23 protein-coding genes are annotated in these 24500 nt (G+C 58.9%); 11 read left to right on the plus strand and 12 right to left on the minus strand.

The features are described 5' to 3' along the window. A complete protein-coding gene (locus QD357_RS07605) occupies positions 1-915 on the minus strand; it encodes a cation diffusion facilitator family transporter (RefSeq protein WP_107108700.1) in 915 nt (304 codons plus the stop codon). Here QD357_RS07605 and QD357_RS07610 point away from each other — a divergent pair. Continuing rightward, a complete protein-coding gene (locus QD357_RS07610; RefSeq protein ID WP_146143997.1) occupies positions 914-1192 on the plus strand; it encodes a hypothetical protein in 279 nt (92 codons plus the stop codon). The genes QD357_RS07605 and QD357_RS07610 overlap by 2 nt on opposite strands. Before the next feature lie 119 nt (positions 1193-1311). Continuing rightward, complete coding sequence (bluB, locus tag QD357_RS07615) at positions 1312-2061, plus strand: 5,6-dimethylbenzimidazole synthase (protein ID WP_245407486.1); 750 nt, start codon at positions 1312-1314, stop codon at positions 2059-2061. Positions 2062-2077: 16 nt separating this feature from the next. Here bluB and QD357_RS07620 read toward each other — a convergent pair whose 3' ends face one another. The 5 genes from QD357_RS07620 to QD357_RS07640 all read right to left on the minus strand — a co-directional run bounded on the left by QD357_RS07620 (position 2078) and on the right by QD357_RS07640 (position 10552). Beyond that, positions 2078-2785: a TIGR02117 family protein gene (locus QD357_RS07620; RefSeq protein ID WP_245407487.1), complete on the minus strand. Its 708-nt coding sequence runs from the start codon at positions 2783-2785 to the stop codon at positions 2078-2080. Positions 2786-2914: 129 nt separating this feature from the next. Next, positions 2915-5104, minus strand: a complete 2190-nt coding sequence (locus QD357_RS07625; protein WP_331371057.1) for an anthranilate synthase — start codon at positions 5102-5104, stop codon at positions 2915-2917. 214 nt (positions 5105-5318) lie between these two features. Then, complete coding sequence (locus QD357_RS07630) at positions 5319-6218, minus strand: DUF805 domain-containing protein (protein ID WP_146143998.1); 900 nt, start codon at positions 6216-6218, stop codon at positions 5319-5321. Positions 6219-6345: 127 nt separating this feature from the next. Beyond that, positions 6346-7863, minus strand: coding sequence for an ABC-F family ATP-binding cassette domain-containing protein (locus tag QD357_RS07635; RefSeq protein ID WP_107108704.1), 1518 nt, complete (start codon positions 7861-7863; stop codon positions 6346-6348). A 466-nt stretch (positions 7864-8329) separates the two neighbouring features. Further along, on the minus strand, positions 8330-10552 hold the full coding sequence (locus tag QD357_RS07640) for a TonB-dependent hemoglobin/transferrin/lactoferrin family receptor (RefSeq protein ID WP_107108705.1): 2223 nt from the start codon (positions 10550-10552) through the stop codon (positions 8330-8332). A gap of 279 nt (positions 10553-10831) precedes the next feature. On the opposite strand from QD357_RS07640, the gene QD357_RS07645 reads away from it, so the two are divergent. Further along, entirely contained in the window at positions 10832-11629 is a 798-nt protein-coding gene (locus QD357_RS07645; RefSeq protein WP_107108706.1) for an extensin family protein, read from the plus strand. A 108-nt stretch (positions 11630-11737) separates the two neighbouring features. Here the strand turns inward: QD357_RS07645 and QD357_RS07650 are convergent, their stop codons facing one another. After that, positions 11738-13417 carry a formate--tetrahydrofolate ligase gene (locus QD357_RS07650; protein WP_107108707.1) on the minus strand — a complete coding sequence of 560 codons (1680 nt, stop codon included), beginning with the start codon at positions 13415-13417 and terminating at the stop codon, positions 11738-11740. Between the two features lie 175 nt (positions 13418-13592). Between QD357_RS07650 and QD357_RS07655 the strand changes: the two genes are divergently transcribed. Then, positions 13593-14102, plus strand: a complete 510-nt coding sequence (locus tag QD357_RS07655; protein ID WP_107108708.1) for a TIGR00645 family protein — start codon at positions 13593-13595, stop codon at positions 14100-14102. Between the two features lie 13 nt (positions 14103-14115). On the opposite strand, the gene QD357_RS07660 is transcribed toward QD357_RS07655, so the two are convergent. Further along, entirely contained in the window at positions 14116-14922 is an 807-nt protein-coding gene (locus QD357_RS07660) for a hypothetical protein (protein ID WP_245407488.1), read from the minus strand. Between QD357_RS07660 and QD357_RS07665 the strand changes: the two genes are divergently transcribed. Together QD357_RS07665 and QD357_RS07670 are read left to right on the plus strand one after the other, a co-directional pair. Beyond that, the gene (locus tag QD357_RS07665; protein ID WP_414124128.1) at positions 14902-15084 is read left to right on the plus strand and encodes a hypothetical protein; all 183 of its coding nucleotides are present in this window, start codon (positions 14902-14904) and stop codon (positions 15082-15084) included. The two genes, QD357_RS07660 and QD357_RS07665, sit on opposite strands and share 21 nt — an antisense overlap. A 328-nt stretch (positions 15085-15412) precedes the next feature. After that, positions 15413-16144 (plus strand): helix-turn-helix transcriptional regulator, encoded by a 732-nt coding sequence (locus QD357_RS07670; protein WP_107108853.1) that lies wholly within the window; start codon positions 15413-15415, stop codon positions 16142-16144. A 138-nt stretch (positions 16145-16282) separates the two neighbouring features. Here the strand turns inward: QD357_RS07670 and QD357_RS07675 are convergent, their stop codons facing one another. The 4 genes from QD357_RS07675 to QD357_RS07690 form a co-directional block, all read right to left on the minus strand. Continuing rightward, positions 16283-17422, minus strand: a complete 1140-nt coding sequence (locus tag QD357_RS07675) for a DUF2333 family protein (RefSeq protein ID WP_107108709.1) — start codon at positions 17420-17422, stop codon at positions 16283-16285. A gap of 189 nt (positions 17423-17611) precedes the next feature. Then, positions 17612-18634 carry a hypothetical protein gene (locus tag QD357_RS07680; RefSeq protein WP_107108710.1) on the minus strand — a complete coding sequence of 341 codons (1023 nt, stop codon included), beginning with the start codon at positions 18632-18634 and terminating at the stop codon, positions 17612-17614. Positions 18635-18715: 81 nt separating this feature from the next. Then, positions 18716-19102 carry a c-type cytochrome gene (locus tag QD357_RS07685; protein ID WP_107108711.1) on the minus strand — a complete coding sequence of 129 codons (387 nt, stop codon included), beginning with the start codon at positions 19100-19102 and terminating at the stop codon, positions 18716-18718. 97 nt (positions 19103-19199) lie between these two features. After that, positions 19200-19781 (minus strand): thymidine kinase, encoded by a 582-nt coding sequence (locus QD357_RS07690; protein WP_107108712.1) that lies wholly within the window; start codon positions 19779-19781, stop codon positions 19200-19202. Between the two features lie 242 nt (positions 19782-20023). Between QD357_RS07690 and QD357_RS07695 the strand changes: the two genes are divergently transcribed. The 5 genes from QD357_RS07695 (at position 20024) to QD357_RS07715 (ending at position 24275) form a co-directional block, all read left to right on the plus strand. Further along, the gene (locus QD357_RS07695) at positions 20024-20971 is read left to right on the plus strand and encodes a choline ABC transporter substrate-binding protein (RefSeq protein ID WP_414124141.1); all 948 of its coding nucleotides are present in this window, start codon (positions 20024-20026) and stop codon (positions 20969-20971) included. Between the two features lie 171 nt (positions 20972-21142). Next, on the plus strand, positions 21143-22003 hold the full coding sequence (gene choW / locus QD357_RS07700; protein ID WP_210318951.1) for a choline ABC transporter permease subunit: 861 nt from the start codon (positions 21143-21145) through the stop codon (positions 22001-22003). Next, a complete protein-coding gene (gene choV, locus QD357_RS07705) occupies positions 22000-23049 on the plus strand; it encodes a choline ABC transporter ATP-binding protein (protein WP_107108714.1) in 1050 nt (349 codons plus the stop codon). Before choW ends, choV begins: the two co-directional genes overlap by 4 nt. A gap of 40 nt (positions 23050-23089) precedes the next feature. Then, positions 23090-23839 carry a HugZ family protein gene (locus QD357_RS07710; RefSeq protein ID WP_107108715.1) on the plus strand — a complete coding sequence of 250 codons (750 nt, stop codon included), beginning with the start codon at positions 23090-23092 and terminating at the stop codon, positions 23837-23839. A gap of 118 nt (positions 23840-23957) precedes the next feature. Beyond that, a complete protein-coding gene (locus QD357_RS07715; protein WP_028751732.1) occupies positions 23958-24275 on the plus strand; it encodes an ArsR/SmtB family transcription factor in 318 nt (105 codons plus the stop codon). The last annotated feature ends 225 nt before the right edge of the window (positions 24276-24500 follow it).

Raw genomic sequence — 24500 nt, forward strand, 5'->3', positions numbered from 1 at the left:
TTAGATCTCCTTGATCACTTTGACGCGGATGCCATGGGCCTTCTCGCCCTCGGGCTCCACGTGAATGGTTATTTCCGCGCCCGCATGGATCGCCCGTATGGCGTCTTCAAGGCGGTCGCAGATGCGATGTGCCTCGCGGACAGGCATGGCCGCGGGTACAACGAGGTGGAAATCGACAAAGGTGACGGCGCCCGCCCGGCGCGTCTTCAGATCGTGCACGCCGAGCGAGCCGTTGGCATGCGTCGCGATCGCCTCTTTGATCACCGCTTCCTCTTCCGGTAGGACGGCCTTGTCCATCAGCCCGTCGATGGAATTGGAGACGACCTTCCAGCCCTGATAGAGAATGTTGACGGCGACGAGAATAGCAAGCACCGGGTCGAATATCGGGTAGCCGGTGCCCAGCGCCAGCAGCAGGCCGAACAACACGCCGATGGAAGTATAGACATCGGACATGATGTGCTGCCCATCCGCCGTCAGCGCCGGCGAGCGATGCTCGCGCCCTGCCCGGATCAAGGTCAGCGCCCAGATCGCATTGATGACACCGGCGGCAAAGTTGATGGCGAGGCCGAGGACGGGCGCCTGCAACGGCTGAGGATTGCTCAAATGCCCCATCGCCTCCTGCACAATCATCAGCGCAGCGACGATGATCATCGCGCCTTCTGTGACGGCCGAAAGATATTCCGCCTTGTGGTGGCCGAAGGGATGATCGTGATCCGCCGGCTTCTGCGCATAGCGGATGACGAAGAAAGCGATGAAAGCGGCCACGACATTGACGAGGGATTCCAGGGCGTCCGACAACAGCGCCACGGAGCCCGTCACCCACCAGGCGAGCATCTTCAGCGCCAAGACGCCGAGCGATAGCGGAATGCCCCAGAGGGCCAGTTGCCGTATCGTCTGGTTGCCCTGTCCGTTCATGCGTTTCTCCAATGCGGATGCGCGCGCCCTGCATATGCGAACGAATTGCAAAAACCGCGCCATTCAAATGCAAAACCGCCCGCGCGAAATTCGCGCAGGCGGCTCAATTGGCGTTCATATGATGCAGAACGCACCGTTTGTCAAAGGACGGCTTGGGCCTCGCGCATCACAATTTATCCCAAATAGCCCGGTTAAACAAAGTCGGGCCGCAAAGCTGCCGCTGAAAGACGATGATGCGACAAAGATGATGGCCGGCAGGTCATATGCTTGCCTGTGAAAATCATGATGGCACCTTCCCGTGCGAGCATGCACTAAGCTATAGGTCGACCGATAACGCCCCAGCGAACGGCATTCCGCCACGAAACGTCGCCGCTACCTCCAAATCCACGGTGGAACATGCCTTCTTTTGATGATCCCTCCCATTCGCACAACGCAGCTTCGGTCGCAGATGTGCCACCCAAAGAAGCGGATCATCTGATCGCGGCATGCGCCTTCTCCGAAGCGGAGCGCGCTGCCGTCTACCGTGCTATCGAAACCCGCCGCGACGTGCGCGATCAGTTCCGCTCCGACCCGCTACCCGACGATCTTGTGAGACGGCTGCTCGAAGCAGCTCATCGTGCGCCGTCGGTCGGTTTCATGCAGCCATGGAATTTCCTCCTGATCCGCCAGCAGGAGACGCGCGAGCGCGTCTGGAAGGCATTTCATCAGGCCAATGAAGAAGCCTGCCTCATGTTCGAAGGCGATCGCCGCGCACAATATCAGCGACTGAAGCTCGAAGGCATTCGCAAGGCGCCCCTCAGCATCTGCATCACCTGTGATACCAAGCGCGGCGGGCCTGTCGTGCTCGGGCGGACGCACAATCCGGCGACGGACGTTTATTCGACGGTCTGCGCCGTTCAAAATCTCTGGCTGGCCGCGCGGGCCGAGGGTGTCGGTGTCGGTTGGGTAAGCATTTTTCACGAGGACGCGATCAAGAGCATCCTGAACATACCCGAGCATGTCAAAATCGTCGCATGGCTATGCGTCGGCTACGTCGATGAACTCTACGATATGCCCGAGCTTGCCGTGAAAGGTTGGCGCGATCGCCTGTCGCTCGACAAGCTGATTTTCGAGGAATGTTGGCAGGATGATCAGGACGCTTTCTGAGCAGCCTTGATCCGCGCTACTCCGCCTGAGTGGATGCAAAACGGTCGCGATCGTTGTGCAGGCTGAGTGACAGCCGCAGCGTCCAAGGCAGCGCCGTCCATAAGCCCGAAGTCAATCCCGCCTGCCTCAACCCGGCGGCTGTCCAGGTATTGCATCCCGTGAGCGCGTTGAAATATCCCCGCGCCTCGAAGAACGCATCATTCGGTCCGTAATTGCTGCCAATCAACGGGCTCGGCTGGTTATTCGTTTGCTCGAAACTGCCGAGAATGAACCGTTTGAGCCGCTCCAGCCCCTCGGTATCGATGCTGATGGCCGTGACATCAGGAGCATCCGCCGGAATCTCGCCCGCCAGCTCGGCGTGGATGACGGCACGATCCAGAGTGAAGCTTTTCAAGACAGGGCCAGCCTTCAAATCAGCCCAAGTTCGCGTCTCCGTATAGAAACTCCGGCCGCCCCAGCCGAAAACGAGATAGCGCACATTCGGATTATCGAGATCAAGCCCCGCTGTCCGCAGGAATGCGAAACGGGAGATGAGATCGCCATCGACCGGTATGGCGATATCCGTATGGATGGGATTGCTGAGCACGAGGATATGTTGCGACCGCTCGGCTCTTGCCGCCTGCCCGTCATGCCAAAGCGGCCGCGGCGCAACGATGCCGAGACCTGCGATCGCCACAACCGCAAGCACGGCGAAAAAGACGCCCTTGAATATCCTTGAGATCACCGACCGAAAGCCCCCGCCAACATCGAATGTCTTCAGCGGTTTGTTGGCTCTTTCAAGGCAAAAAACACCCCTATGCACTTTTTCCGAGTGCATAGGGGCGTTCGAACTCGACGGCTAACGGTTCTCGCCTCACGCAGCCTTCGTCTTCACCCGCCGCGCCAGATGCGCTACGACATTCTCGATCATCCGCATGCCGGCGTCGCCACCAAGCGTCATGATCGATTCCGGGTGGAACTGTACAGCCGCAATCGGCTCCTTGACGTGCTCGATGCCCATGATCGTGCCGTCTTCGCTTTCGGCCGTGATCATGAAGTCACGCGGCAGGCTCGACGGATCGGCGAAGATCGAATGATAGCGGCCGACCGTAACCTCGCGGCCAAGACCCGAGAAGACGAGTCCCGGCTCCAGCACGCGGATGCGTGATGGCTTGCCATGCATCGGAACCGCAAGATGGCGCAGCTCGCCGCCATAGGCCTCGGCGAGCGCCTGCAGACCCAGGCAGACGCCGAAGATCGGCAGGTTGCGCGCCCTCGCCTTCTTGATGGTCGCCTTGCAATCGAAGTCCTTCGGATTACCGGGACCCGGCGACAGCACGACCAGATCCGGATCAAGCCGGTCGAAGACCTCTTCCGGCACCGGCGTGCGCACGGTCGAAACCGTGGCACCCGTCTGGCGGAAATAATTGGCGAGCGTGTGCACGAAGCTGTCTTCGTGGTCGACGAGCAGGATCTTCACACCCTTGCCCACGGAGGCGACGTCACGTTGCTGTTTGCCGGAATTGCCGGTCTTGGCATCACGGATGGCGGAAAGCATGGCAGAGGCCTTCAGTTCGGTTTCGGCTTCTTCTTCCTCGGGAATCGAGTCGTTGAGCAGAGTTGCGCCGGCACGCACTTCGGCAATGCCGTCCTTGATGCGGACGGTACGCAGCGTCAGGCCGGTGTTCATGTCGCCATTGAAGCCGACCATGCCGATCGCACCGCCGTACCATGCGCGCGGGCTCTTTTCATGGCTCTCGATGAAGCGCATGGCCCAGAGCTTCGGCGCGCCGGTGACGGTGACAGCCCAGGCGTGGCTGAGGAAGCCGTCAAAAGCATCCATGTCGTCGCGCAGGCGGCCTTCGATATGGTCAACCGTGTGGATCAGGCGCGAATACATCTCGATCTGGCGGCGGCCGATGACCTTGACCGAACCCGGCTCGCAGACACGGCTCTTGTCGTTGCGGTCAACGTCGGAGCACATGGTCAGCTCGGACTCGTCCTTCTTGGAGTTCAGGAGCTTCAGGATCTGCTCGCTGTCGGCAATCGGATCGTCTCCGCGCTTGATCGTACCCGAAATCGGGCAGGTCTCGATGCGGCGGCCGGACACGCGCACGAACATCTCAGGCGAAGCGCCGACGAGATATTCCTGATTGCCGAGATTGATGAAGAAGGAATAGGGCGACGGATTGATCGCCTTCAAGCGCTTGGAAATATCGGATGGCTTGCTCTCGCAGCGCTCCATGAACTTCTGGCCGGGCACGACTTCAAAAAGATCGCCCTTGCGGAAGCTCTCCTTCGCCTTGACCACCAGCTCGGCATATTCGCCGGGGCGATGATCGCTCTTCGGCGGAATGGTATTGGTGTGGCGGAAGGGCTCGGCAGCGATCTCGCCGGACTTGCCTTCGGTAGTGACGCCTCCCTTGGCAAAATCGTAACGATCGATCCAGGCCTTGGCGGAATAGTTGTCGACCACCAGAATCTCGTCCGGCAGATAGAGCACCATGTCGCGCTGGTCATCAGGACGCTCGAGCTTCAGGCTGATCGCGTCGAACTGGAACGCCAGATCGTAGCCGAAGGCGCCGTAGAAGCCGATGCTGGCATCGGCCTGCGAATAGAAGAGATCAGTGACCGCGCGTAGCACCGTGAAGACCGTCGGGGTCTTCGAGCGCTCTTCCTCGGTAAAGACGCGATCCGGCGTCTTTACCGTCAGGTCAAGCCGGCGTTCTGTCGAAGCGCCAAGCACCAGTTCGGAAACCGTCTTCAGCTTTTCAGCGATGAAACCGAGAATGACCTCGCCACGCTCATTATAGGCCTCGATCCAGACATTGCGCCCATTGCAGGACAAACCGAGCGGCGGATCGACGATGGCGGTATCCCAACGGGTGTAGCGGCCGGGATATTCGTAGTTCGACGAGAAGACCGCGCCACGGCGCTCATCGAGCTTGTCGATATAGGACGAAACCGCATCCGCATAGGGAGTCGGCCGGCGTTGCCGGGTGACGGTGATGCCACCCTTCGTCTCGTAGATTTCCGCACCATCATCCCGAAGGATCGTTACCATTGTTCCTCACTCCGTTGTCGGGCCCGGATGACAGGCGGCCTTTATAACAAAAAAGCCGCCTCGAAATCTCGGGCGGCTCACTCGTCGTCTTTGAACACGATTGGTCGAGGCCGCCTCAGCGTGCCCACCACCAAACTGCAATATTGTTCAAGGACATGTTCATGAGGGAATTGTTAGCGTGAGACGAGATGATGCGCAAGCCGCAATCTCAGGATTACGCAACCGCCTTGTTTTTTCTCCAACGGAAGGGCGGTCCATATTTGTTGGCATCGGCATTTCCCCTTGGAATGCCAACAGCGATGATCATAACTAAACAAAGAAGTATCGGTCCTGAAGTCGCGTAGGATGGCAAACTAGACATCTGGTCCACCCCGATAAGCGAAAACATCGCCAGTGGAATAACAAAACTCAAGCCGACAATGACGCTCCATCCCCAGAAGCCAGACCACCCGAAATCGCGCAGCCGCGCCGCAACAAGCGTTGCCGCGATAGCAACTGCCAGAACGAATAGCGGAAGTCCCCATGCGGTATCCCCATTGTTGCCCCCCTCAGCCGCCGCTCGCGCGAAAAGAACCGCAAAGACGAACACCAGGCCTGCCCAATAGGCGGAGCGGTTCACACGTCGTCTGAAAATAGACAGTGGCGGCAAAATCCAGCGCCGCGCAAATTGCTGCGTGGATTCCGATACAACTATGTTATACCGCGACGGCATTCTATATTTGCTATCCGGATCGCTTGGCGGAAGCCCCACAACTGTGACCAAAGCAAGGAACGGAAGTGTGTCAAATAAGGTAATATAGCCCCCAGCGGGACCATCCACCCATCCATTCGGCAATATCGCCGGCTTTAGTATCGCTATTATTCCAACGGGAAAAACGAAACTAAACAACGCCACGCCCGCCCAACCCCAAAAGGCTGACCATCCAAAATCCCGTAGTCGTGCGCCCATCACGGACGCGACGAAGAAGAGGATGAAGTCCATATGACGTAAGAGATCGGAAGTGTAACCCATCTCGCTCAGAACAACGGCTCCGACCCGAAATCCTAAAAATATGCAGATGAACATCCAGTATGCAGGGCGGTTCAGGCGATCGTTCAGAATCAAGCTCGTCAAGTTGCACCTTCATGAAATGTCGGTTGCATTCTGTATGCTGATATTTCTCGCTGTCAACTCAAAGCTGTAGATGCGTTCACAGTCGATGCTCGCTGCCGATCCGATCGCCTTACCCTACCTCTTATTCCTACCTCCTGGCCGCCTCGAAGAACTCCTCCGGCCCCTCCACTTCCGTCAGCCGCTTCTTCTCAATCAGCCAGAAGCGATTGCCGATGGCGCGGACGAAGCTGCGGTCGTGGGAGACGAGCAGGCAGCTTGCCTCTTGCGTCATCAACTCGCCCTCCAGCGCCTCCTGCCCATCGATATCGAGATGGTTGGTCGGTTCGTCCAGTAGGTAGAAGTTAGGATCGGTCAATCGCAGCACCAGCATGGACAATCGCGCCTTCTGACCACCCGAAAGCCTGCCGATGGCCCGGCCCTGCATGTCGACGCCCATACCGGCGCCAGCAAGCAGCGTGCGCGCCCGCTGTTCGCCGAGTTCGAACAGCCGCGTGATCACGCCGAGCGGGGTGTCGTCATGACCGAGATGCGAGAGCGCCTGATCGCTATAGCCTAGCGCCAGCGATGGCGTTGCCCGGATTGCCCCCGATGCGCTCTGATCGGCAATGGCTTTGTGGATCATCTCGACAAGCCGGGTCTTGCCTGCCCCATTTTGGCCAAGCAGGACGATGCGATCACCCTGGCAGATCCAGCGTTTGCCGGTCTTGAACAACAATGTGCCATCCGGTGTCTCGACGCAGGCATCATCGAGCGTCACCAATATCTTCGCCTGAATGCCGCGATTGGCGAGCTTGATCGCACCGGACGAACGCTCCTGATGACCCGGCCGTGCCGCATCCTCCAGGCGCTCGGCGCGCGCCTTGAGCTGTTTCGTCTTGACCGTCAGCAGGTCGCTGCCGGAATTGATGCCGAGATTGTTGAGCTTGGCTGCCTGCTTGCGCAATTGCTGCGCCGTCTTCATGTCCTTCTGGTAACGCCGCTCATCCGAAGCGTCGGCCTCGTCCAGCGCAGCCCGTGCCCGGCCATACGGCAAGGCGTAGTCCACCGATTGCTCCTGGCGCAGGAACAGGGTGCGGTTGGTGACGGCATCGAGAATGGCGCGGTCGTGGCTCGCGATCAACACCGGCACATCGCGTGGCAGAGCGTTCAACCAATCTTCCAGCAGCGCGATCTTCGCGAGATCGAGGTGGTTGGTCGGCTCGTCCAGCAGCAGGACATCCGGCTCCGTCACCCAAACACGGGCGAGCATGGCCAGCCGCTGCCAACCGCCACTAAGCTCCGCAAGTGCCCTCTCCCGCAGCACCTGCGGCACGTCGAGCGAATCCAAACTGACGTCGACGCGCCAGCCCTCGCTCTCGGCTTGTTCGGCCGGCAGAGCACGGAGAACCGCATCGTAGAAAGAGATAGCAGCCAGATCGGCCGGCACATTCTGCTCGACATAGCCGACCCGAAGGCCGCGCGAGCGGGTAACGTCGCCCGCTGTCGGCTCCAGCCGGCCGGCGATGCAATTGAGCAGGCTGGATTTACCCCTGCCATTGGCAGCAACGATGCCTATACGGTCGCCGGCACCCACGGTGAAATTGAGATTGGAGATGAGCGGCACACCCAAGGTAATGCCAAAATTGCGGAGATTGATCAGAGTCATGGTCTTTTCCGGTCTGACCCAAGCAAGCCACCGTCCATCGATCCAAGGCGCCTTATCGCCATGGGATGCAGGTGTTACCGGCCGTATGTTCGGCTCTTTGCTCGGTAAACTGTCATGACGCAGCCGCGCGAACACAAAAGCTCAGCGCTGCGTTACCCAACAGGGGCAGACCAGAAGGAAATGAGTGAGTGACAGCCTCTGATCAGCCCTGCAAACGCGTTTGCAGGGCATGAGTCGGACCGAACTGGCGATTACGCCAGACAAACGTCATCATGCGGCCCTCCTCTCTCAATCGGTTGAGCCGCCTTGATAGCATTGAACGCTGCGATAGACAATCGCGCGGCATTCGCAGGCAGGCGTTCAGGAAGGCGAAGCCGAGCATGTTTATGCGTCAGCTTCCCCAAAAATGCTCAGGAAAAAGGGCGATGCCGAAGCATCGCCCTCCCTGTCATCACGATGAGATCGCTTAGAACTTCTGCGTCAGCGTCAGCTTGAAGGTCCGGCCAGGCTCCGAATAGAACTCATGCGGTTGCGTCAGACTGGTCGAGGCGACGTTCAGTGCGTCGTAATAGGTCTTGTTGAAGATATTATAGACCCCTGCCCGCAACGTCAGGCCTTTCACCTGCTCCGGTTCCCACCATCCCGTCAGGTCGAAGATGCCGTAACCCGGCGTGCGGAAGCTGTCGCCATCCTTCTTCGGCTCGCTCGTCGCGGTGATGAAGGTCAGATCCGTACCCCAGATCTCGGTGGCATAGCCGACGGTGAAGGCCGCCTTTGCCGGAGCGACGGAATCGAGCCATTCGCCGGTATCGGAGTCCTTGCCATTGGCATAGGCAAGCGAGCCCTTGATATGAATGCCATTGTCGAACTTCTTGTGCGCATTGACCTCGACGCCGAAGATGCGGACGTTGTCGCGGTTGAAGTATTCGGTAATCCCCAACGGGTAAGTACGCGTCGGATCGACGGAAGTCTCGCTGTCGATGAAGTTCTTATACTTGTTGTAGAAGCCGCCGATATGGCCGCCGAAATCATCATCGCCGAGGTTCGCGCCGATTTCGACGCCGTTGCTGGTCTCCGGCTTCAGATCGGGATTGCCGTAGCTGACATAGCCGCCGGGCACGCCGTAATTCAGGTAGAGTTCGCTGACATTCGGCGCGCGGAAGCCCATGGCCCATTGCGCATAAAGCTCGACATTGTTCTGCGGCTGGTATGCCGCACGCAGCTTCGGCGAGAAGCGGGTGTCGGACTGTCCGGACGGCAGGCCGGAATAGTTGGCGCTGTCGCGATAAGCGTCGGTATTCTTTGGCGAGTAGTCATACCAGTCGAAGCGCAGGCCCGGCGTCAGCGAAAAGCTGCTGGAGCCGATTTCGATCTTGTCGTCGATGAAGGCGCCGACGCGCTTGCCGTCGACATCAGGCATATCAGACTGGTTGGTGTGCAGGAATGCGCAAGAAGCGGCCCAACGAGGAAGGTTGCAGCTATCGCCGCCGGCTGAATATTGATGCGTCTTGGTGAAGGCGACGTCGAGGCCGAAGGTGACGTTGTGATGCAGGCTGCCGGTATCGAAGGACTTCGACGCATTGCCGTTGAAGCCGATGCTGCGATCCTCGACCTCGTTGCGGCGCCAATAATCGCCGATGACGGAGGTATAACGATAACCCTCGGCGCCGTTCTCGCGCATCAGGTTCTGCCAGTAGAAGACCGCATTGGCGGTGTCGACCAGCGAGTCGGCGCTATCGGCCTCGTATTTATAATCGAGCGACAGGCGGTTGCGTTCGATATTGTCGGTCGTATCGTAGTTGCCAGGCCGGAAGTTTCCGGTCGGGCTCTGCAGATGCATGGCATCGATATCTGTATCTTTATTGTAGTGTTCGGCCGTAATGCCAAAAGTTCCGACATCGGTATATTGGCGGATCTTGAAGAGGCCATTGCGCTGGTTGTAGTTGGCCGGATCGGCCTCGGTGCGCTTGGTGGAGTAGCCGCCGACATCGCCGTTGTTTTCCAGCTCATGTCCGTGCGTGTATCCGCCCTCGAAAAGAACGGCAGTATTGTCGATGCGCTTGGCAACTGCGGCCGAGCCGCCGACGCTGCGGTCATCGCCGTTGTAGCCGAGTTTGAAGACGCCGCCCCAGGTCGAACCAGGCGTGATCAGATCCTCCGGCTCCAGCGTGCGCAACACGAAAGCGCCGCCAAGAGCACCGGAACCAGCGCGGCTGGAATCGGCGCCGCGCACGACGTCGACCGTCGAAAGCGTATTGAAGTCGAAGCTGTTGACGCCGCCGTCCGCAGCGCGAGCGCCGTCGAGCAGGAACGGGACCTCGATGCCGTCGATCGTCGTCAGCACGCGGTCGTCTTCGAGGCCGCGAATATTGATGCTGCCGCTGGTGCGGTCGAAGCCAACGCCGACTTCGGTGCTACGGCCAAGGTCCTCGATACGGGTAATCTGATTATCGTCGATTTCCTTTGCCGTCGTCTCAGTGGTCGTCGGCGAGTCGGCGAGCACGTCTTTCGACGCTTTCCCCTTGACCACGATCGGCTTCAACTCCGTTGCGCGGCCGCTCTTCGCCGCCGCTCCGTCTGCGGTCGCATCATTCTGATTTGCCGTCTGCGCATAAGAGGCCGTGCCGAGCCCGAGGGCCAGAAACGCCGTGCACGCCAAGAGAACCGAGCGGGATCGCCGGACAACCATAACCATTCCTTTCGAATTGCTTCACCGGGCTGGCTGGTTGGTGCCTTCTGACGCACGCAAGGGGCTGGCTGGGTTCTTTTCGTTGAACGAAGCGGAGCAATTTCCGCCTTCTTTCTGCCGCATAAAAAACATGACTATTATTGTCAATATATCCAGTTGATATAATTATGAATAAAATTGTCATGTTTAAAACATGACCGATAAAGTTGCTGAATTGCAACGAAATCGCTGCATCGAGCGTTCTCCCGGCGTTGCTATTAGAAATGGGTGAAATACTTGATGCTGCTCCGGATCATCTCCGTCACGATCGCCGTCGCCATGTTGACGGCAGCCTCCCTCCCCGAAACCGGCCCTATGCCCCAGTCCAAGCCGGATAGCGAACAAACTCAATCGCCTACTGAGCCGCCGATACCGGCACAAAAACCGGAGACTTCCGAGACCCAACCGGCCGAGACCCAACCGACCGACGGGGAAATGCAAGGGCCGCCCAAGCCGCCGCTAACCGTCGCAGCGGAATCGGACGAAGAGCATCAAGCCTGTCTTAAAGAATTGAGCGCCATGGGTGCGGTGTTCAAGGACATTCCCCGCATCGATGACGGCAACGGCTGCGGCATCGACAAGCCGATTGCCCTCTCCGAACCGCTGCCGGATATCAAGCTGAAGCCGGAAGGCACGATGCGCTGCGCGGCCGCCTTGGCGCTTGCCCACTGGATGAAAGAGAGCGTGATCCCCGCCGCCGCAACTGCGCTGAAGGACAATGGCCGAATTACCGCGCTCAACCAGGCCTCGACCTATATCTGCCGCCTGCGCAATAACGCCACCACCGGCAAGATCTCGGAACATGCCCGCGGCAATGCCATCGACATCGCCAGCTTCACCTTCGAAAACGGCGAGACCGTCGGCATCGAGCCCCGCCACGAAGATCCGACCCTGACAGGTGCGTTCCAACGCAGCGCCAGTGCCTCCGCCTGCCTCTATTTCACAACCGTCCTCGACCCGGACAGCGACGCTGCACACGAGACGCATTTCCATCTGGACGTGCTGAAGAGGAACGGCGAGTTCCGATATTGCCACTGAGCGTCGGGCTTTGGCCCGCTTAGGGGAGCTGGCGCGGCTCGGTCAGCTCTCGGCGCTGGCCAACAAAGTTCTGACCCTCCGGCTCCCCAGTTGCACCGGAATCGGAACTTAAAACAATCCCTCGATATATCCCTGATCATTGAGGAAAATCCGCTCTGCCGCCGGGGATTTCGGCAGGCCTGGCATGGTCATGATCTCGCCGGTGATAACGACGACAAAGCCGGCGCCGGCCGAGAGGCGCACTTCGCGGACTGGCACGATATGCCCCTCCGGCGCGCCGCGGATGTTCGGGTCCGTTGAGAAGGAATATTGTGTCTTCGCCATGCAGACCGGCAAATGGCCGTAACCCTGATCTTCCCAGGAACGGAGCTGATCGCGCACGGCCTTGTCGGCGGTCACCTCGCCGGCATGGTAGATCTTCGAAGCGACGATCTCGATCTTTTCAAGCAGGGAGAGGTTGTCAGGATAGAGCGGCTGGAATTTCGCCTGGCCGGATTCGGCAAGCTCGACCACCTTGTAGGCAAGCTCTTCGATCCCCGCCGATCCCTCGGCCCAGTGGCGGCAAAGGATCGCCTCGGCACCAAGCCGCGCCACGTAATTCTTCAACGCCTCGACTTCCGCATCCGTATCCGAAATGAAGTGATTGATGGCAACAACGACCGGCACGCCGAATTTGCGGACATTGGCGACGTGCCGCCCGAGATTGGCGCAGCCTTTCAGAAGGGCTCCGACGTTCTCCTGGCCGAGATCTTCCCTCCTGACACCGCCATTCATCTTCAGTGCCCGGACCGTCGCGACGATAACAGCCGCATCCGGCGAAAGCCCGGCCTTACGGCACTTGATGTCGAAGAACTTTTCCGCGCCGAGATCGGCGCCGAAGCCCGCCTCGGTCACGACATAGTCGCCAAGCTTCAGCGCCGTGCGCGTAGCGATCACAGAATTGCAGCCATGGGCGATGTTGGCGAAGGGGCCGCCATGCACCAAAGCCGGATTGTTTTCCAGCGTCTGCACTAGGTTCGGTTGCATCGCATCCTTGAGCAGCACCGCCATTGCCCCATCCGCCTTGAGGTCGCGGGCATAGACCGGCGTGCGGTCGCGGCGATAACCGATGATGATGTTGCCGAGCCGCTTTTCCAGGTCCTTCAGATCGGCAGCCAAACAAAGGATCGCCATGACCTCGGAGGCGACGGTGATGTCGAAACCGCCCTCGCGCGGAAAACCATTGGCCACGCCGCCGAGCGAGGTGACGATATCGCGCAACGCCCGGTCGTTCATGTCCATGGCGCGGCGCCAGGTGATGCGACGGACATCGATATTCTGTTCGTTGCCCCAATAGATATGATTGTCGATCAGCGCGGCCAAAAGATTGTGCGCCGCCGTGACAGCGTGGAAATCGCCGGTGAAGTGCAGGTTGATATCTTCCATCGGGATGACCTGCGCGTAGCCGCCGCCCGCCGCCCCGCCCTTCACGCCAAAGCAAGGTCCGAGCGAGGCCTCGCGCACGCAGACGATCGCCTTTTTGCCGATGCGATTCAGCCCGTCGCCGAGGCCAACGGTGGTCGTCGTCTTCCCCTCGCCGGCCGGCGTCGGATTGATAGCAGTGACGAGGATCAGCTTGCCGTCCGCGTTGCCCGCTTTCGAAGCGATGAACCTCGCCCCTATCTTCGCCTTGTCATGTCCGTAGGGCGCAAGATCTTCGGCAGGAATGCCAAGCTTGGCGCCGATCTCGGCGATCGGCAATTTCTTCGCGGCGCGCGCGATTTCTATATCGGATTTCACCGCTGTCATAGCACCTGTTCCCGCCCTGAACATGGAAGCATTCCCCCTGTCGGGATAGCCCAATAAATATCCACTGTGAATAGCTGCATATTGCGGTCGGTCCTGCAACCATGCTGCCTTGCAGCAAAGCGCCGGCGCACCTATTTTCCCGGACGATCTGCAGGACGAACGAAAAGGATAAGGCATGAAGTCCCTGGAACTACTGCTCGAGCGCATCATTCTCTCCAGCCGTTGGATTCTGGTGATCTTCTATCTCGGCCTCGCTGCCTCGCTCGCGATCTATGCCGTCTCGTTCGGCTACAAATTCCTGAAGGTCGCCGCCGGCGTCTTTGACTATGACGAGGCGGACATGATTCTCGCCATTCTCGGCCTTATTGATGCCGCGCTGGTGGCCAGCCTCATCGTCATGGTGATGATTTCAGGCTACGAAAATTTCGTCAGCCGCTTCGACAAGGCCGATGACGAAGTCTCCTTCCTCGGCAAGCTCGATTCCGGCAGCCTCAAGATCAAGGTTGCCTCTTCGATCGTCGCCATCTCGTCGATCCACCTGCTGCAGATATTCCTCAACGCCACCCAATACGAGAACGCCAAGCTGATGTGGCTGACCATCATGCACCTCGCTTTCGTCGCCTCGGCACTTCTGCTCGGCTATCTGGAGCGGATCATGGCTAAGGCGAAAAGCAAGGAGGCCTGAGGCGAAGGCATATTTACTCGCCGACGACAGGCGAAGCGGGCGGCCGGGCGGCACATTCCGCAATCGACTGCTTGCCCTTGCAATCCCTGGCGGCAACGAGTTGATCGGCAGCGGCAAGCTCCGTCGTCAATCGCAGCTTCAGCGCATCCATCTGCGCGATGAGATGGATCGACGTCGGCGCGGTGCCGAGCATCAGATCGACAAGCGATTTGTCGACACCCATTTCCTCCAGGAAATCGACGAGCCTCGCCGTCTGTCGCCTGTCGAGCTTGGTCGTATCGTGCTTACCGACGAATTTGCGCCCCACCTCCCGTTTGGAGAGGATCTTTCGCTTGCCATTCACCATTTCGTATTCGGTGCGGTACTGGACGCGCACCTCGCTGTAGGTCGTGGTGATCTGATGGACGCCGAGAAGCGCGAAGGGACTGGAGACGCGCTCGGCGCCGCCGGCAAAAAACAGCGGGCAGGCCGAAAAGCAGATGGCACCGAGAGAAAATGTCTCACCCTTGATGGAGCCATCCTTAGTGCGGGCGGCCGAACAGATCGGCTCGGCATAGGGACAATCGCGCGAGCGCGTCCTGCCGACGGCGATTGCGAGTTTCTGCTTGCGGATGGCATAGGCCATCTCCATGGCTGCCCGGACATCGCCGCCCGGCGAACTGACAATGATCGGCAGTTTCCTGCCGCCGAGGCGTTTCAGCAGCTTTTGCAACTTCTTCGGCGAATCCGCCATGATCTGCCCTTCGGCGGAGATCCAGTCCGGGCAATTGTTGTCGGCGCGGCACCAGGCCATGTCACCATGCACCAAAACAAAGTCCATGGACTGACCGGCGGCAGCGCCCGAAGCTTCAGCGGAGGTGAAAGAAAGCAACAGAAGAAAAACGGTTGTCAGGAACCACAAGGCCCTTTGGCAACACCGAGCGACACGCTGCGGGAACAAGCAGAAGATCATGAAATAGAAGCCTGGAAGCAATTGCTGTGAAAGACCGATAGCAATCGCTTTTGACCTTCGCAAGGCAAGCCTCGATAGTCTTCCGTCAGCCGTCACCAATGGCGATCAGCTTGGCATTTCCGCCGGCCGTTGCCGGATGTCCGCAGGCCCGGCGCCCATGCCGGAATGGAGAAATCAAGAAAGCAACATTTTTGCTCAAAAAACCACTTTTCGGAAAAGTAATACAAATCAGAACTTTACCATATTAAGACATATGAAAATGGAATTATTTCTGATTGGTGTCGCAAATTTGTCTCTAGCATTCGCCCGGAAATCCGGTATTTGATACCGATAACACGCTGTGGGCGCTTACATCAAAATGTCCTATTTCATCACCGCCGAGAGACAATTATTGCTTTCCGCCGAATTGGCCGCAGCCCGGACACAAACGGCTTTTGCGCAGGCTTTGGATCGTGCGAGCTCCGCTTTCGGCTTCAGCCACGCAGCCCTGATGAATGCTCCGGTTTCCGAAGATTCCATGTTGACGCCGCTGGTCATCGAAGGCTCGATGCCGGTGCAGTTTCTCCGTGATTTCGATCGTAACCAGTTGCTCCGCCAATGCTCGATCTTGATGCGCGTGCGGGACTCGGTCATGCCGCGTTCGTGGCATCTGCTGGAAAAAGGCGCCGCCCACGATGTGGACCTGCCGCGCGAGCTGCGGACGCTCTTCACCAATCACAATTGTCCGATGGGCGTCGTTATTCCCATCAACTCCTCTGACGGACAGCGTCTCGTCTTCTGGTTCATGGGCAATCGCAGCAGTCTCGGGCAGAGCGAGCTCAACGAGCTCACCATGATCATGCTACAGGGGCTCGACACCTACAACTGCATCAAGCGCAACGACGGTGCCGTGCCGCACATGCTTTCCGCCCGGGAGCTGGAAGTGGTTCGCTGGACGGCGCAGGGCAAAACTTCGGTCGAAATCGGCCAAATTCTCTCCCTCTCCGATCACACGGTCAACGCCTATATGACCAACGCGATCAGAAAGCTCGATTGCGTCAACCGCACACAGTTGGTCGCCAAGGCCATCCGTTTGAAACTGATTAGCTAAAGCAATTCCAGGAAAAGTGCGAAGCGGTTTTCCGTCCGGAATTGCGTGAAAACAAAGAGATAGAGCGGGAAAGCGATTCCGTGACACGCTTTCCCGCTCTAATCGTTTCAGCACATTCCCCTGACGACCGCCCGTCCTTTAACGGCCGCCAAGAACGCTACGCATTTCCACCAGATTCGAGCGCACACGCAGGATGTAGAATCCCATGGTCGCAAGATGGCTCGGCATGATCCAGCCATCTTCGCGCCCATTCGAAATGATGGCGGGCTGAATCCGCAAGGCGGCTTGCAACTGCTTCATCGTGCCGGTCCAGAGCGTACCCAGGTTACGCTCGGCGATGACCTGCTGGAAATCGGCACCAACCGCGCTCAGAATGCCGTAATAGCCATAGAGCTGGCCATAGGCGAACCAGAAACGGTCATCGGCGCGCATGTCAAACCAGCCGTAATTGTGGTTCTCCGAGCGCTCCGCCAGAATGTCCGACGTGCTACCGAGATCGTTGGCAACGCGATCGATGAATTGCAAGAGATTGTCGGCCCGGCTATCGAAAACGGCATTGCAGGCGCCGAGATCGGTATTGAACTTGCGCAAGCTGCCGATGGCAGCGCGATAATAGCTCGGCGTCGGCGTCTTCAGACCAAAGGGGCGCAGGCCGAAGTACCAGCTCGATTCGTCGAACTGCAGATTGCCACGAGCGCTCTGCAGGTCGCTGTTGACGCCGGATGTGCCACGCACGCGGACGAGCGTATCGACCAGCTCCACCGATGTGCGCCGCACAGCCTGATTCACGCCGCGCTGAAAAGCCGCCTTATTGTCGAGGAAAGGCGTGTCATCCCAGCTCATGCCGACGAACCCCAGCTTGAAGAGCAGCATCGAGGAGATCCACGCATTCTGGTTGACGTTGAAATCGGTAAGATCGGCCGTAACGTCGACGATCGCGGAGGTCTGGCAGGCCTTCGGCGCATTCGCGGCTGCTTGCTGCCCATTCACAGCCGGCAGTTCCTGCCCTGCCCCGACCTTGCGGTCTGAAAACTTGTAGACGTCGGGATAATTGGCATCGAAGCCGTTCCAGACCTGCGTCTGCCAGATGAAATAGACGTAGAGCACCGCCATCAGCGCCACGAAAGCGGCAATCGGCAGTTTGATCATCCAATTGCGCTGCCGGTACCAGCCGTGAGCGGCAAGGAAGGGCCAGAGTATCCCAACGAAGAGGAGCCCCAGGCCGCGTGCAATGGCGCTGCCGATCCGCTTGAAGAACGCAGTGATCGAATCAAGCATGAACCTCTCCTTTGCCGCGCTGCGCGCCTGTCGGACGAGCAATGAACGCGGGACACCTTGAGCTTCCCTTCTGCGCCGAAAATCGCTTCGGATTCTCGTGCATGTGGAGGCATGTCGTTATTCTCGTTCAAGCAGATATGTGTTCCCGGAGGAGACAGCAACCGGCTGTTGTCATTTTTCAATCAATGATCAGGTCTCCGGCTCGGTCTCTTCCGACGGCTCGACGACTGCCGCAGGCGCTGCCAGCAGATGCGGCTCCAGCCGCCGCGTAAAGATATCATCGGCACGAGCCTTGCGCGCTGCGAGATCATGCCCCGCAAGCACATTCGCTTCGAAGGCCGCAATCAAAGCGGAGACCGCGGCTGGCCTTTCGGTGGCCGGCAGCGGCGGCGCAGCTTCCGATATCACCGCCCGCAGCAAGGCAATCCGCTGCTCGATGTCGATGGCAAGCTTGCCCGCCATCGCATTGACGGCGGCAATTTGCGTGTTCAGGACGTTTGCCAGCTCCTCATAGATATCGATCAGCCGCTGTCGCGCTGCTCGCCCCGGCTGCAATGCCCGCTCCCGCTCATGCAGATCATCCCGCTCGGCGGTCAGCCGGCTATATTCCGCCTCCAATTCGGATCGTGAACCGGCATCGCGAGCCGACGAAATGCTGCTGCGCCGATCGAAAATCCTTGGAATCAAGACATCCGCCTGGCGCTGCACGTCCTCAATCTCGAAATCGATGTGTTGCCGCCGCTCGATGACCCGCACCAGATGCGCCTCGCAATCGCGAAAGGAGCGAACCAGCGCCGGTCGCGCGGTCCTGAACTGCGCATCGAGCGAAGCCGAAGCTGCCAGCGCCGCTTCGAGATCGGCCGCAATCGACGCCGGCTTGGCCTGACTTTGCCCGATCCTGCGCCCGAACAGCCCCGACGTGTCGATCCCGGCCGTCTCATCGAACAGCCGCCGGTGCTGCAAATCAGCGGTCGCGGTCAGTGAATCCAGTTGCTTCACCAGCGACAGGGCCAGATTTCTCCAGCGATCGAGCAGCTCGATCGTTTCACGCACCAGCGCCTCTTCCACCGGGAAATTGATGGCGTCGACGCGCCCGTTGCCCTTGGCATTGCCGCCGAGCCCGGCATTGGCCGCATCCATGCCCTTGATCGCGTCCTCGAGCGCCGCGCGGGCCTTGTCGATCTCGCCGTCGAAAGAGTGGGCCTTGACCATGAAAGCGTCTCTCAATTGCCGTTGTTGGCGAGACTAACCGCTTAAATGCACAAAGAAAATGCCTGAGCGTGCAAACCTGCCTCAGTGTGTGACAGAAGGGTTCTTCAAATAGGCGATCAGATTGTCCAAATCCTTGTCGCTCTTCAAACCGGGAAAGGTCATCTTCGTGCCTTTCACCAGGAATTGCGGACTGGGCAGGTATTTCCGCAGCAGCGCCTCGTCCCAAACCTTGCCATCGGCGCCGAAGGCCTTCATCGCCGGCGAGTAGTTATAATCCGGCACGGTGGCCACGGGACGACCGACCACGCCCATCAGCGATGGCCCGACATGGTTCTCATGTTCGGTTGCCGTGTGACAGACGGCGCACTTCTTGAAGACTGCCGCACCGGCAACTGCATCTCCGTCGGCAAGAGCGGCCGAAGCGGAAAGAAGAACGGCGGCCACGGCCGTCAGACAGCGCAATTTCATGTTTCCTCCACCATCGGATGTCTGGATGCGATTCCGATTGCCACGACCATAAAGAAATTCGCCGCCATCTACCGGATGACGCAATGCCGCGGACGCTTCATTCCCCGGCCATGGCTTCCTCCCAGTGACGGCGGCAGAGAGAAACATATTTGTCGCTGCCGCCGATCTCGATCTGCGCGCCCTCGTGCACCACCCTGCCCTGTCGGTCCAGGCGCACCAGCATCGTCGCCTTGCGGCCGCAGTGGCAGATCGTCCGCACTTCACGCATCTCGTCGGCAATCGTCAAAAGCTCCTGCGAGCCCGGAAACAGCTTGCCTTGGAAATCGGTGCGCAGCCCATAGGCCATGACCGGTACGCCGAGGCGATCGACAATGTGGGCAAGCTGCCAGACCTGCTCGCGCGACAGGAACTGCGCCTCGTCGACGAAGACGCAAGCAAGCGCTTCCTCGGCGTGCAGGTTGTCCACCATTGCAAAGAGATCGTCCGTTTCATCGAAGGGCGTGGCGGCCATCTCCAGGCCGATACGCGAAGCGATCTTGCCGCGGCCGGCGCGATCATCCAGCGCGGCGATGAAGGCAACCGTCCGCATGCCGCGCTCCTCATAATTATAGGCAGCCTGCAGCAGCATGGTCGACTTGCCGGCATTCATCGTCGAATAGTGGAAGTACAGCTTGGCCATGATATTCTCCTTGAGCGTCTCATGGGTTCTCCATCGCCGGAAGGAAAGACGCCTTCGGCGAAAACCACAGGAATTGCGCGGCCCGGACAGGACAGATCGGCTCGGCAATATATGGCTGAAAAAATATTGGGGAGTCGCAATCAGCCCCTACAAACCGACGCAAATACAATGAGGTCGCTTGAAAATGTCAGTTATTGGTGGTTGCTTGGGAACGTTAGACTGGGAGTCACACAATGATAAAAATGACTTTAACCGCATTTGCCTTCGCTTCAGCTCTTTCCGCGCTGATGCTGGGCGCAACCACCGCATCCGCCGCTGAGCCGGCAAGCTGTGGCAACGTACATTTTGCCGATGTCGGCTGGACCGACATCACCTCCACCACCGCGACGGCCTCCATCCTCCTGAAGGCTCTCGGCTACGACACCGACGTCAAGGTGCTCGCCGTGCCGGTGACCTATCAGTCCCTGAAGAACAAGGACATCGACGTGTTCCTCGGCAACTGGATGCCCTCCATGGCCGAGAACATCAAGCCGTTTGCCGCTGACAAGTCGGTCGAAACCGTACGTGCCAACCTCGAAGGCGCCAAATACACCCTGGCGACCAACGAAAAGGGCGCAGCACTCGGCATCAAGGACTTCAAGGATATCGCTGCCCACAAGGACGACCTTGACGGCAAGATCTATGGCATCGAGCCGGGCAATGACGGTAACCGCCTGGTCATCGACATGGTCGACAAGAACACCTTCGGCCTGAAGGGCTTCGAGGTGGTCGAGTCCTCCGAGCAGGGCATGCTGGCTCAGGTGTCGCGCGCCGACAAGGAAGGCAAGCCGATCATCTTCCTCGGCTGGGCGCCGCATCCGATGAACAACACCTACAAGATGACCTACCTCACCGGCGGTGACGACATCTTCGGACCGAACTTCGGCGGCGCGACCGTCTACACCAACGTCCGCACAGGCTACCTGCAGGAATGCCCGAATGTCGGCACCTTCGTCAAAAACCTCGTCTTCTCGCTGCCGATGGAAAACGAGATCATGGGTAAGATCCTGAACGACAGCAAGGAGCCGGAAGCGGCTGCCACGGAATGGCTGAAGGCAAATCCGACTGCGATCACTCCCTGGCTCGCTGGCGTCACCACCAAGGACGGCGGCGACGGGCTTGCAGCGGTTAAGTCCAAGCTCGGTCTCTAACAACATCCGGGGATAAGGGGCGGCTCAACCGCCCCTTTCTCTTCCGGTGGACGAGAGACTGTTTCCTTCCTATTGCGCCACATATCCGGCAGTGACCGGGTGGCGCCATAGGCCGTTATTCTCCGGCGGCCCTATCCGGAATCATTTAAGACGCCCGGAATTGCCGCCCCAATGGTGGGCAAAGACGTGAACTGGTTAAACGATTACCGCATCCCCATCGGTCCATGGGCCAAGGCCGTCGTGGATTGGCTGACAAGCAATTTCATATGGTTCTTCGACGGCCTTTCCTTCGTTGCCTCACATGGGATCAAAGGACTGCTGTTCCTCTTGCAGGAACCACATCCGCTGGTCGTCGTCGTCATTTTCGCGGCCGTTGCCTACTGGTTGCGCCGGAGCATTCCGGTCACGATCCTGACCCTGGTCGGCCTGCTGATCACCATCAATCAAGGCTATTGGAAGGAAACGACGGAGACGCTAGCGCTGGTGCTGGCCTCGACCTTCGTCTGCATGCTCGTGGGCGTCCCCCTCGGGATAGCCGCCGCTCGCCGCCCCTGGCTCTATGCCTTCATGCGGCCGATCCTCGACCTGATGCAGACCATCCCGACCTTCGTCTATCTGGTACCGGCGATGATCCTGCTCGGCCTCGGCATGGTCCCGGGCCTGATCGCCACCGTCGTCTTCGCCATCCCCGCATCGATCCGTATGACCCGTCTCGGCATCATCTCGACACCGCCTTCTCTCGTCGAAGCAGCCGAAGCCTTCGGCGCGACGCCGCGACAGGTGCTGCGCAAGGTCGAGGTGCCCTTCGCCATGCCGCAGATTATGGCCGGCCTGACGCAGACGATCATGCTGTCGCTCTCGATGGTCTCAATCGCCGCCCTCGTCGGTGCGCCTGGCCTCGGCGTGCCGGTGCTGCGCGCGCTGAATAGCGTCAACGTCGCCAAGAGCTTCGATTCCGGCTCCTGCATCGTCATCCTGGCGATCATTCTCGACCGCATGTTCCGTGCCCCCGGCGAAGGAGAAAAATCATGACCACCGCCGTCGGCTTCAAAAATGTTAGCATTATCTTCGGCGACCGTCCCGAGGCAGCGCTCAAGCTTGCAGATGCGGGAAAAACGCGCGACGAGATCGGCAAGGCGACCGGCCTCGTGCTCGGCGTCGCCAATGCCTCGCTCGAGATCGAAGAGGGCGAAATCCTCGTGCTCATGGGCCTGTCCGGCTCTGGCAAGTCGACACTGCTGCGCGCCGTCAACGGCCTGGCGCCGGTCGTGCGCGGCGAGGTCGTCGTCAACAGCAAGACCGGACCGGTCAATCCCTATAGCTGTAATCCCAAGGCACTGCGCGACCTGCGTATGCATACCGTCTCCATGGTGTTCCAGCAGTTCGCGCTGCTGCCCTGGCGCACCGTCGCCGAAAATGTCGGCTTCGGTTTGGAGCTGGCGGGCGTGCCCGAGGCTGAGCGCAAGAAGCGTGTCGACGAGCAATTGCAACTCGTCAACCTGACGCAATGGGCAAACCGCAAGGTCAACGAACTCTCCGGCGGCATGCAGCAGCGCGTTGGCCTCGCCCGCGCTTTCGCCACCGGCGCGCCGATCCTGCTCATGGACGAGCCGTTCTCGGCGCTCGACCCGTTGATCCGTACCCGCCTGCAGGACGAGCTTCTGGAATTCCAGCGCCGCCTGAAACGGACGATCCTCTTCGTCAGCCACGATCTCGACGAGGCCTTCCGCATCGGCAACCGCATCGCCATCATGGAGAGCGGCCGGATCATCCAGTGCGGCACGCCGCAGGAAATCGTCAAGAACCCCGCTGACCAATATGTTGCCGACTTCGTGCAGCATATGAACCCAATCAGCATGTTGACCGCCCGCGATGTCATGCAACAGGGTCTCGGCCACTCCGGAGCAGGCGGCTCGGTCACTGCTACGGCCACGGCCACGACACCGCTCATCGATATCCTCGACGCGCTGACACATCAGCCAGGCAATATCGGCGTCGTTGACAACGGCGTGATTATCGGGACGATTTCCGCCCAGGATGTCGTGGCTGGCCTCACCAGCCACCGGCGGAGAGAGTAGTCTATCTCAGGCTCTCTCCCGTCTTGTAGAGAGAGCAACTATGAACGACAAACCGTCCGTATTGCGGGAAACCGATGACGAGGCGCGCAAGCAGGCACGTATCCTGCTGCGCGCCGCTCGCTATGCGGCCATGGCCGTCATCGATCCGGAAACAGGCTTCCCTTCCGTCAGCCGCGTGCTGACCGGCACGGATATCGATGGCGTGCCGGTCATTCTCGTCTCCGGCCTTTCCGCCCACACTAAAGCGCTATCGAAAGACCCCCGCGCCTCGGTTCTCTTCGGCGAGCCCGGCAAAGGCGATCCGCTCGCCTACCCGCGCCTCGGTGTTCAGTGCAGGGCCGAGCGCGTCGATCGCGAAAACCGTCTGCATGGACGCATTCGTTCGCGCTTCCTTGCGCGGCATCCCAAAGCCAAGCTCTATGCCGATTTTGCCGATTTCTGCTTTTTCCGCCTTATACCGCTTACCGCCAGCCTGAATGGCGGTTTCGGAAGAGCATATATTTTGCCCGGGAACGATCTGATGATTCTTTCAGCGGCGAACGAGATGCTTGCTGAACAAGCAGACGAGATAGTGCGAGAATTACTAGCCCACTACCCACGTATCATTACAACTATAGTGAGTAGTCTAAGAGGATCGGGCGGCAAAAATTGGCGGATTTGTGGCCTAGATATGGCAGGAATCGACCTAATTTGGGGAGATGAGGCCTTGAGATGGGAATTTGACCCACCTTTGGCGGAGCCGCACGACGCTCATACATACATATCTAAAATAGCATACTCGATACCTTAAATTTAGGTATATACAATCTTTGGCCTGTATTGGTATTGTTACTTATCGGATTAATTCCCCGATTAGAGCAAAAACCCGCAATTTCTGATGTACGCTCCGCATTAGGAAGATTAAAAAGATGAAGACAAGAAATTTGGCCGAACACTCCAACGTGGCGGCAGCATTATTATCTGCTATGGCGAACCCGAAGCGCCTCATGATTCTTTGCAGCCTGGTCAAGGGTGAAGTTCCGGTTGGTGTATTGGCCAATCAGGTGGGGCTCAGCCAATCTGCACTTTCCCAGCACCTTTCGAAGCTGCGCGCCCAGAAGCTGGTGAAGACCCGCCGCGATGCTCAAACGATTTACTACTCCAGTACTTCAGACTCGGTTATCCGGGTTCTGGAAACACTGGAAGACATTTATTGTGAACCGGAAAAAAGTAGATCGGCTGCTTAATAGCCAAAACTGGCTATGAGTATGTCGAGGCAAGGTCCGCAAGGAAAAGATAGTTTCCAACCTTAGGATCAAGCCTCTTTCATCACCACATATATAAATGATTTGGCTGGCAAATTACCCAATTTGCCAGCCTTTTCGTGTTCGGTGCCTTGCTCTTGGGCGAGCGCGGTGCGGCATGCGAGCATTGCGCCAAGCGCTGCGGCACGCGGGGCGGGGCAGGATCCA

Source organism: Rhizobium sp. BR 317 (assembly GCF_047445835.1).
Taxonomy (GTDB): domain Bacteria; phylum Pseudomonadota; class Alphaproteobacteria; order Rhizobiales; family Rhizobiaceae; genus Rhizobium; species Rhizobium paranaense.

What these genes read in the sequence shown, in the direction of transcription:
- choW (WP_210318951.1), top strand. Translation starts at nt 21,143, where the DNA reads ATGGTGGGCAAAGACGTGAACTGGTTAAACGATTACCGCATCCCCATC.
- QD357_RS07625 (WP_331371057.1), bottom strand. Translation starts at nt 5,104, where the DNA reads ATGGTAACGATCCTTCGGGATGATGGTGCGGAAATCTACGAGACGAAG.
- QD357_RS07690 (WP_107108712.1), bottom strand. Translation starts at nt 19,781, where the DNA reads ATGGCCAAGCTGTACTTCCACTATTCGACGATGAATGCCGGCAAGTCG.
- QD357_RS07605 (WP_107108700.1), bottom strand. Translation starts at nt 915, where the DNA reads ATGAACGGACAGGGCAACCAGACGATACGGCAACTGGCCCTCTGGGGC.
- QD357_RS07715 (WP_028751732.1), top strand. Translation starts at nt 23,958, where the DNA reads ATGAAGACAAGAAATTTGGCCGAACACTCCAACGTGGCGGCAGCATTA.
- bluB (WP_245407486.1), top strand. Translation starts at nt 1,312, where the DNA reads ATGCCTTCTTTTGATGATCCCTCCCATTCGCACAACGCAGCTTCGGTC.
- QD357_RS07655 (WP_107108708.1), top strand. Translation starts at nt 13,593, where the DNA reads ATGAAGTCCCTGGAACTACTGCTCGAGCGCATCATTCTCTCCAGCCGT.
- QD357_RS07650 (WP_107108707.1), bottom strand. Translation starts at nt 13,417, where the DNA reads ATGACAGCGGTGAAATCCGATATAGAAATCGCGCGCGCCGCGAAGAAA.
- QD357_RS07640 (WP_107108705.1), bottom strand. Translation starts at nt 10,552, where the DNA reads ATGGTTGTCCGGCGATCCCGCTCGGTTCTCTTGGCGTGCACGGCGTTT.
- QD357_RS07610 (WP_146143997.1), top strand. Translation starts at nt 914, where the DNA reads ATGCGTTTCTCCAATGCGGATGCGCGCGCCCTGCATATGCGAACGAAT.
- QD357_RS07685 (WP_107108711.1), bottom strand. Translation starts at nt 19,102, where the DNA reads ATGAAATTGCGCTGTCTGACGGCCGTGGCCGCCGTTCTTCTTTCCGCT.
- QD357_RS07645 (WP_107108706.1), top strand. Translation starts at nt 10,832, where the DNA reads ATGCTGCTCCGGATCATCTCCGTCACGATCGCCGTCGCCATGTTGACG.
- QD357_RS07660 (WP_245407488.1), bottom strand. Translation starts at nt 14,922, where the DNA reads ATGGACTTTGTTTTGGTGCATGGTGACATGGCCTGGTGCCGCGCCGAC.
- QD357_RS07695 (WP_414124141.1), top strand. Translation starts at nt 20,024, where the DNA reads ATGACTTTAACCGCATTTGCCTTCGCTTCAGCTCTTTCCGCGCTGATG.
- QD357_RS07670 (WP_107108853.1), top strand. Translation starts at nt 15,413, where the DNA reads ATGTCCTATTTCATCACCGCCGAGAGACAATTATTGCTTTCCGCCGAA.
- QD357_RS07680 (WP_107108710.1), bottom strand. Translation starts at nt 18,634, where the DNA reads ATGGTCAAGGCCCACTCTTTCGACGGCGAGATCGACAAGGCCCGCGCG.
- QD357_RS07665 (WP_414124128.1), top strand. Translation starts at nt 14,902, where the DNA reads ATGCACCAAAACAAAGTCCATGGACTGACCGGCGGCAGCGCCCGAAGC.
- QD357_RS07635 (WP_107108704.1), bottom strand. Translation starts at nt 7,863, where the DNA reads ATGACTCTGATCAATCTCCGCAATTTTGGCATTACCTTGGGTGTGCCG.
- QD357_RS07710 (WP_107108715.1), top strand. Translation starts at nt 23,090, where the DNA reads ATGAACGACAAACCGTCCGTATTGCGGGAAACCGATGACGAGGCGCGC.
- choV (WP_107108714.1), top strand. Translation starts at nt 22,000, where the DNA reads ATGACCACCGCCGTCGGCTTCAAAAATGTTAGCATTATCTTCGGCGAC.
- QD357_RS07675 (WP_107108709.1), bottom strand. Translation starts at nt 17,422, where the DNA reads ATGCTTGATTCGATCACTGCGTTCTTCAAGCGGATCGGCAGCGCCATT.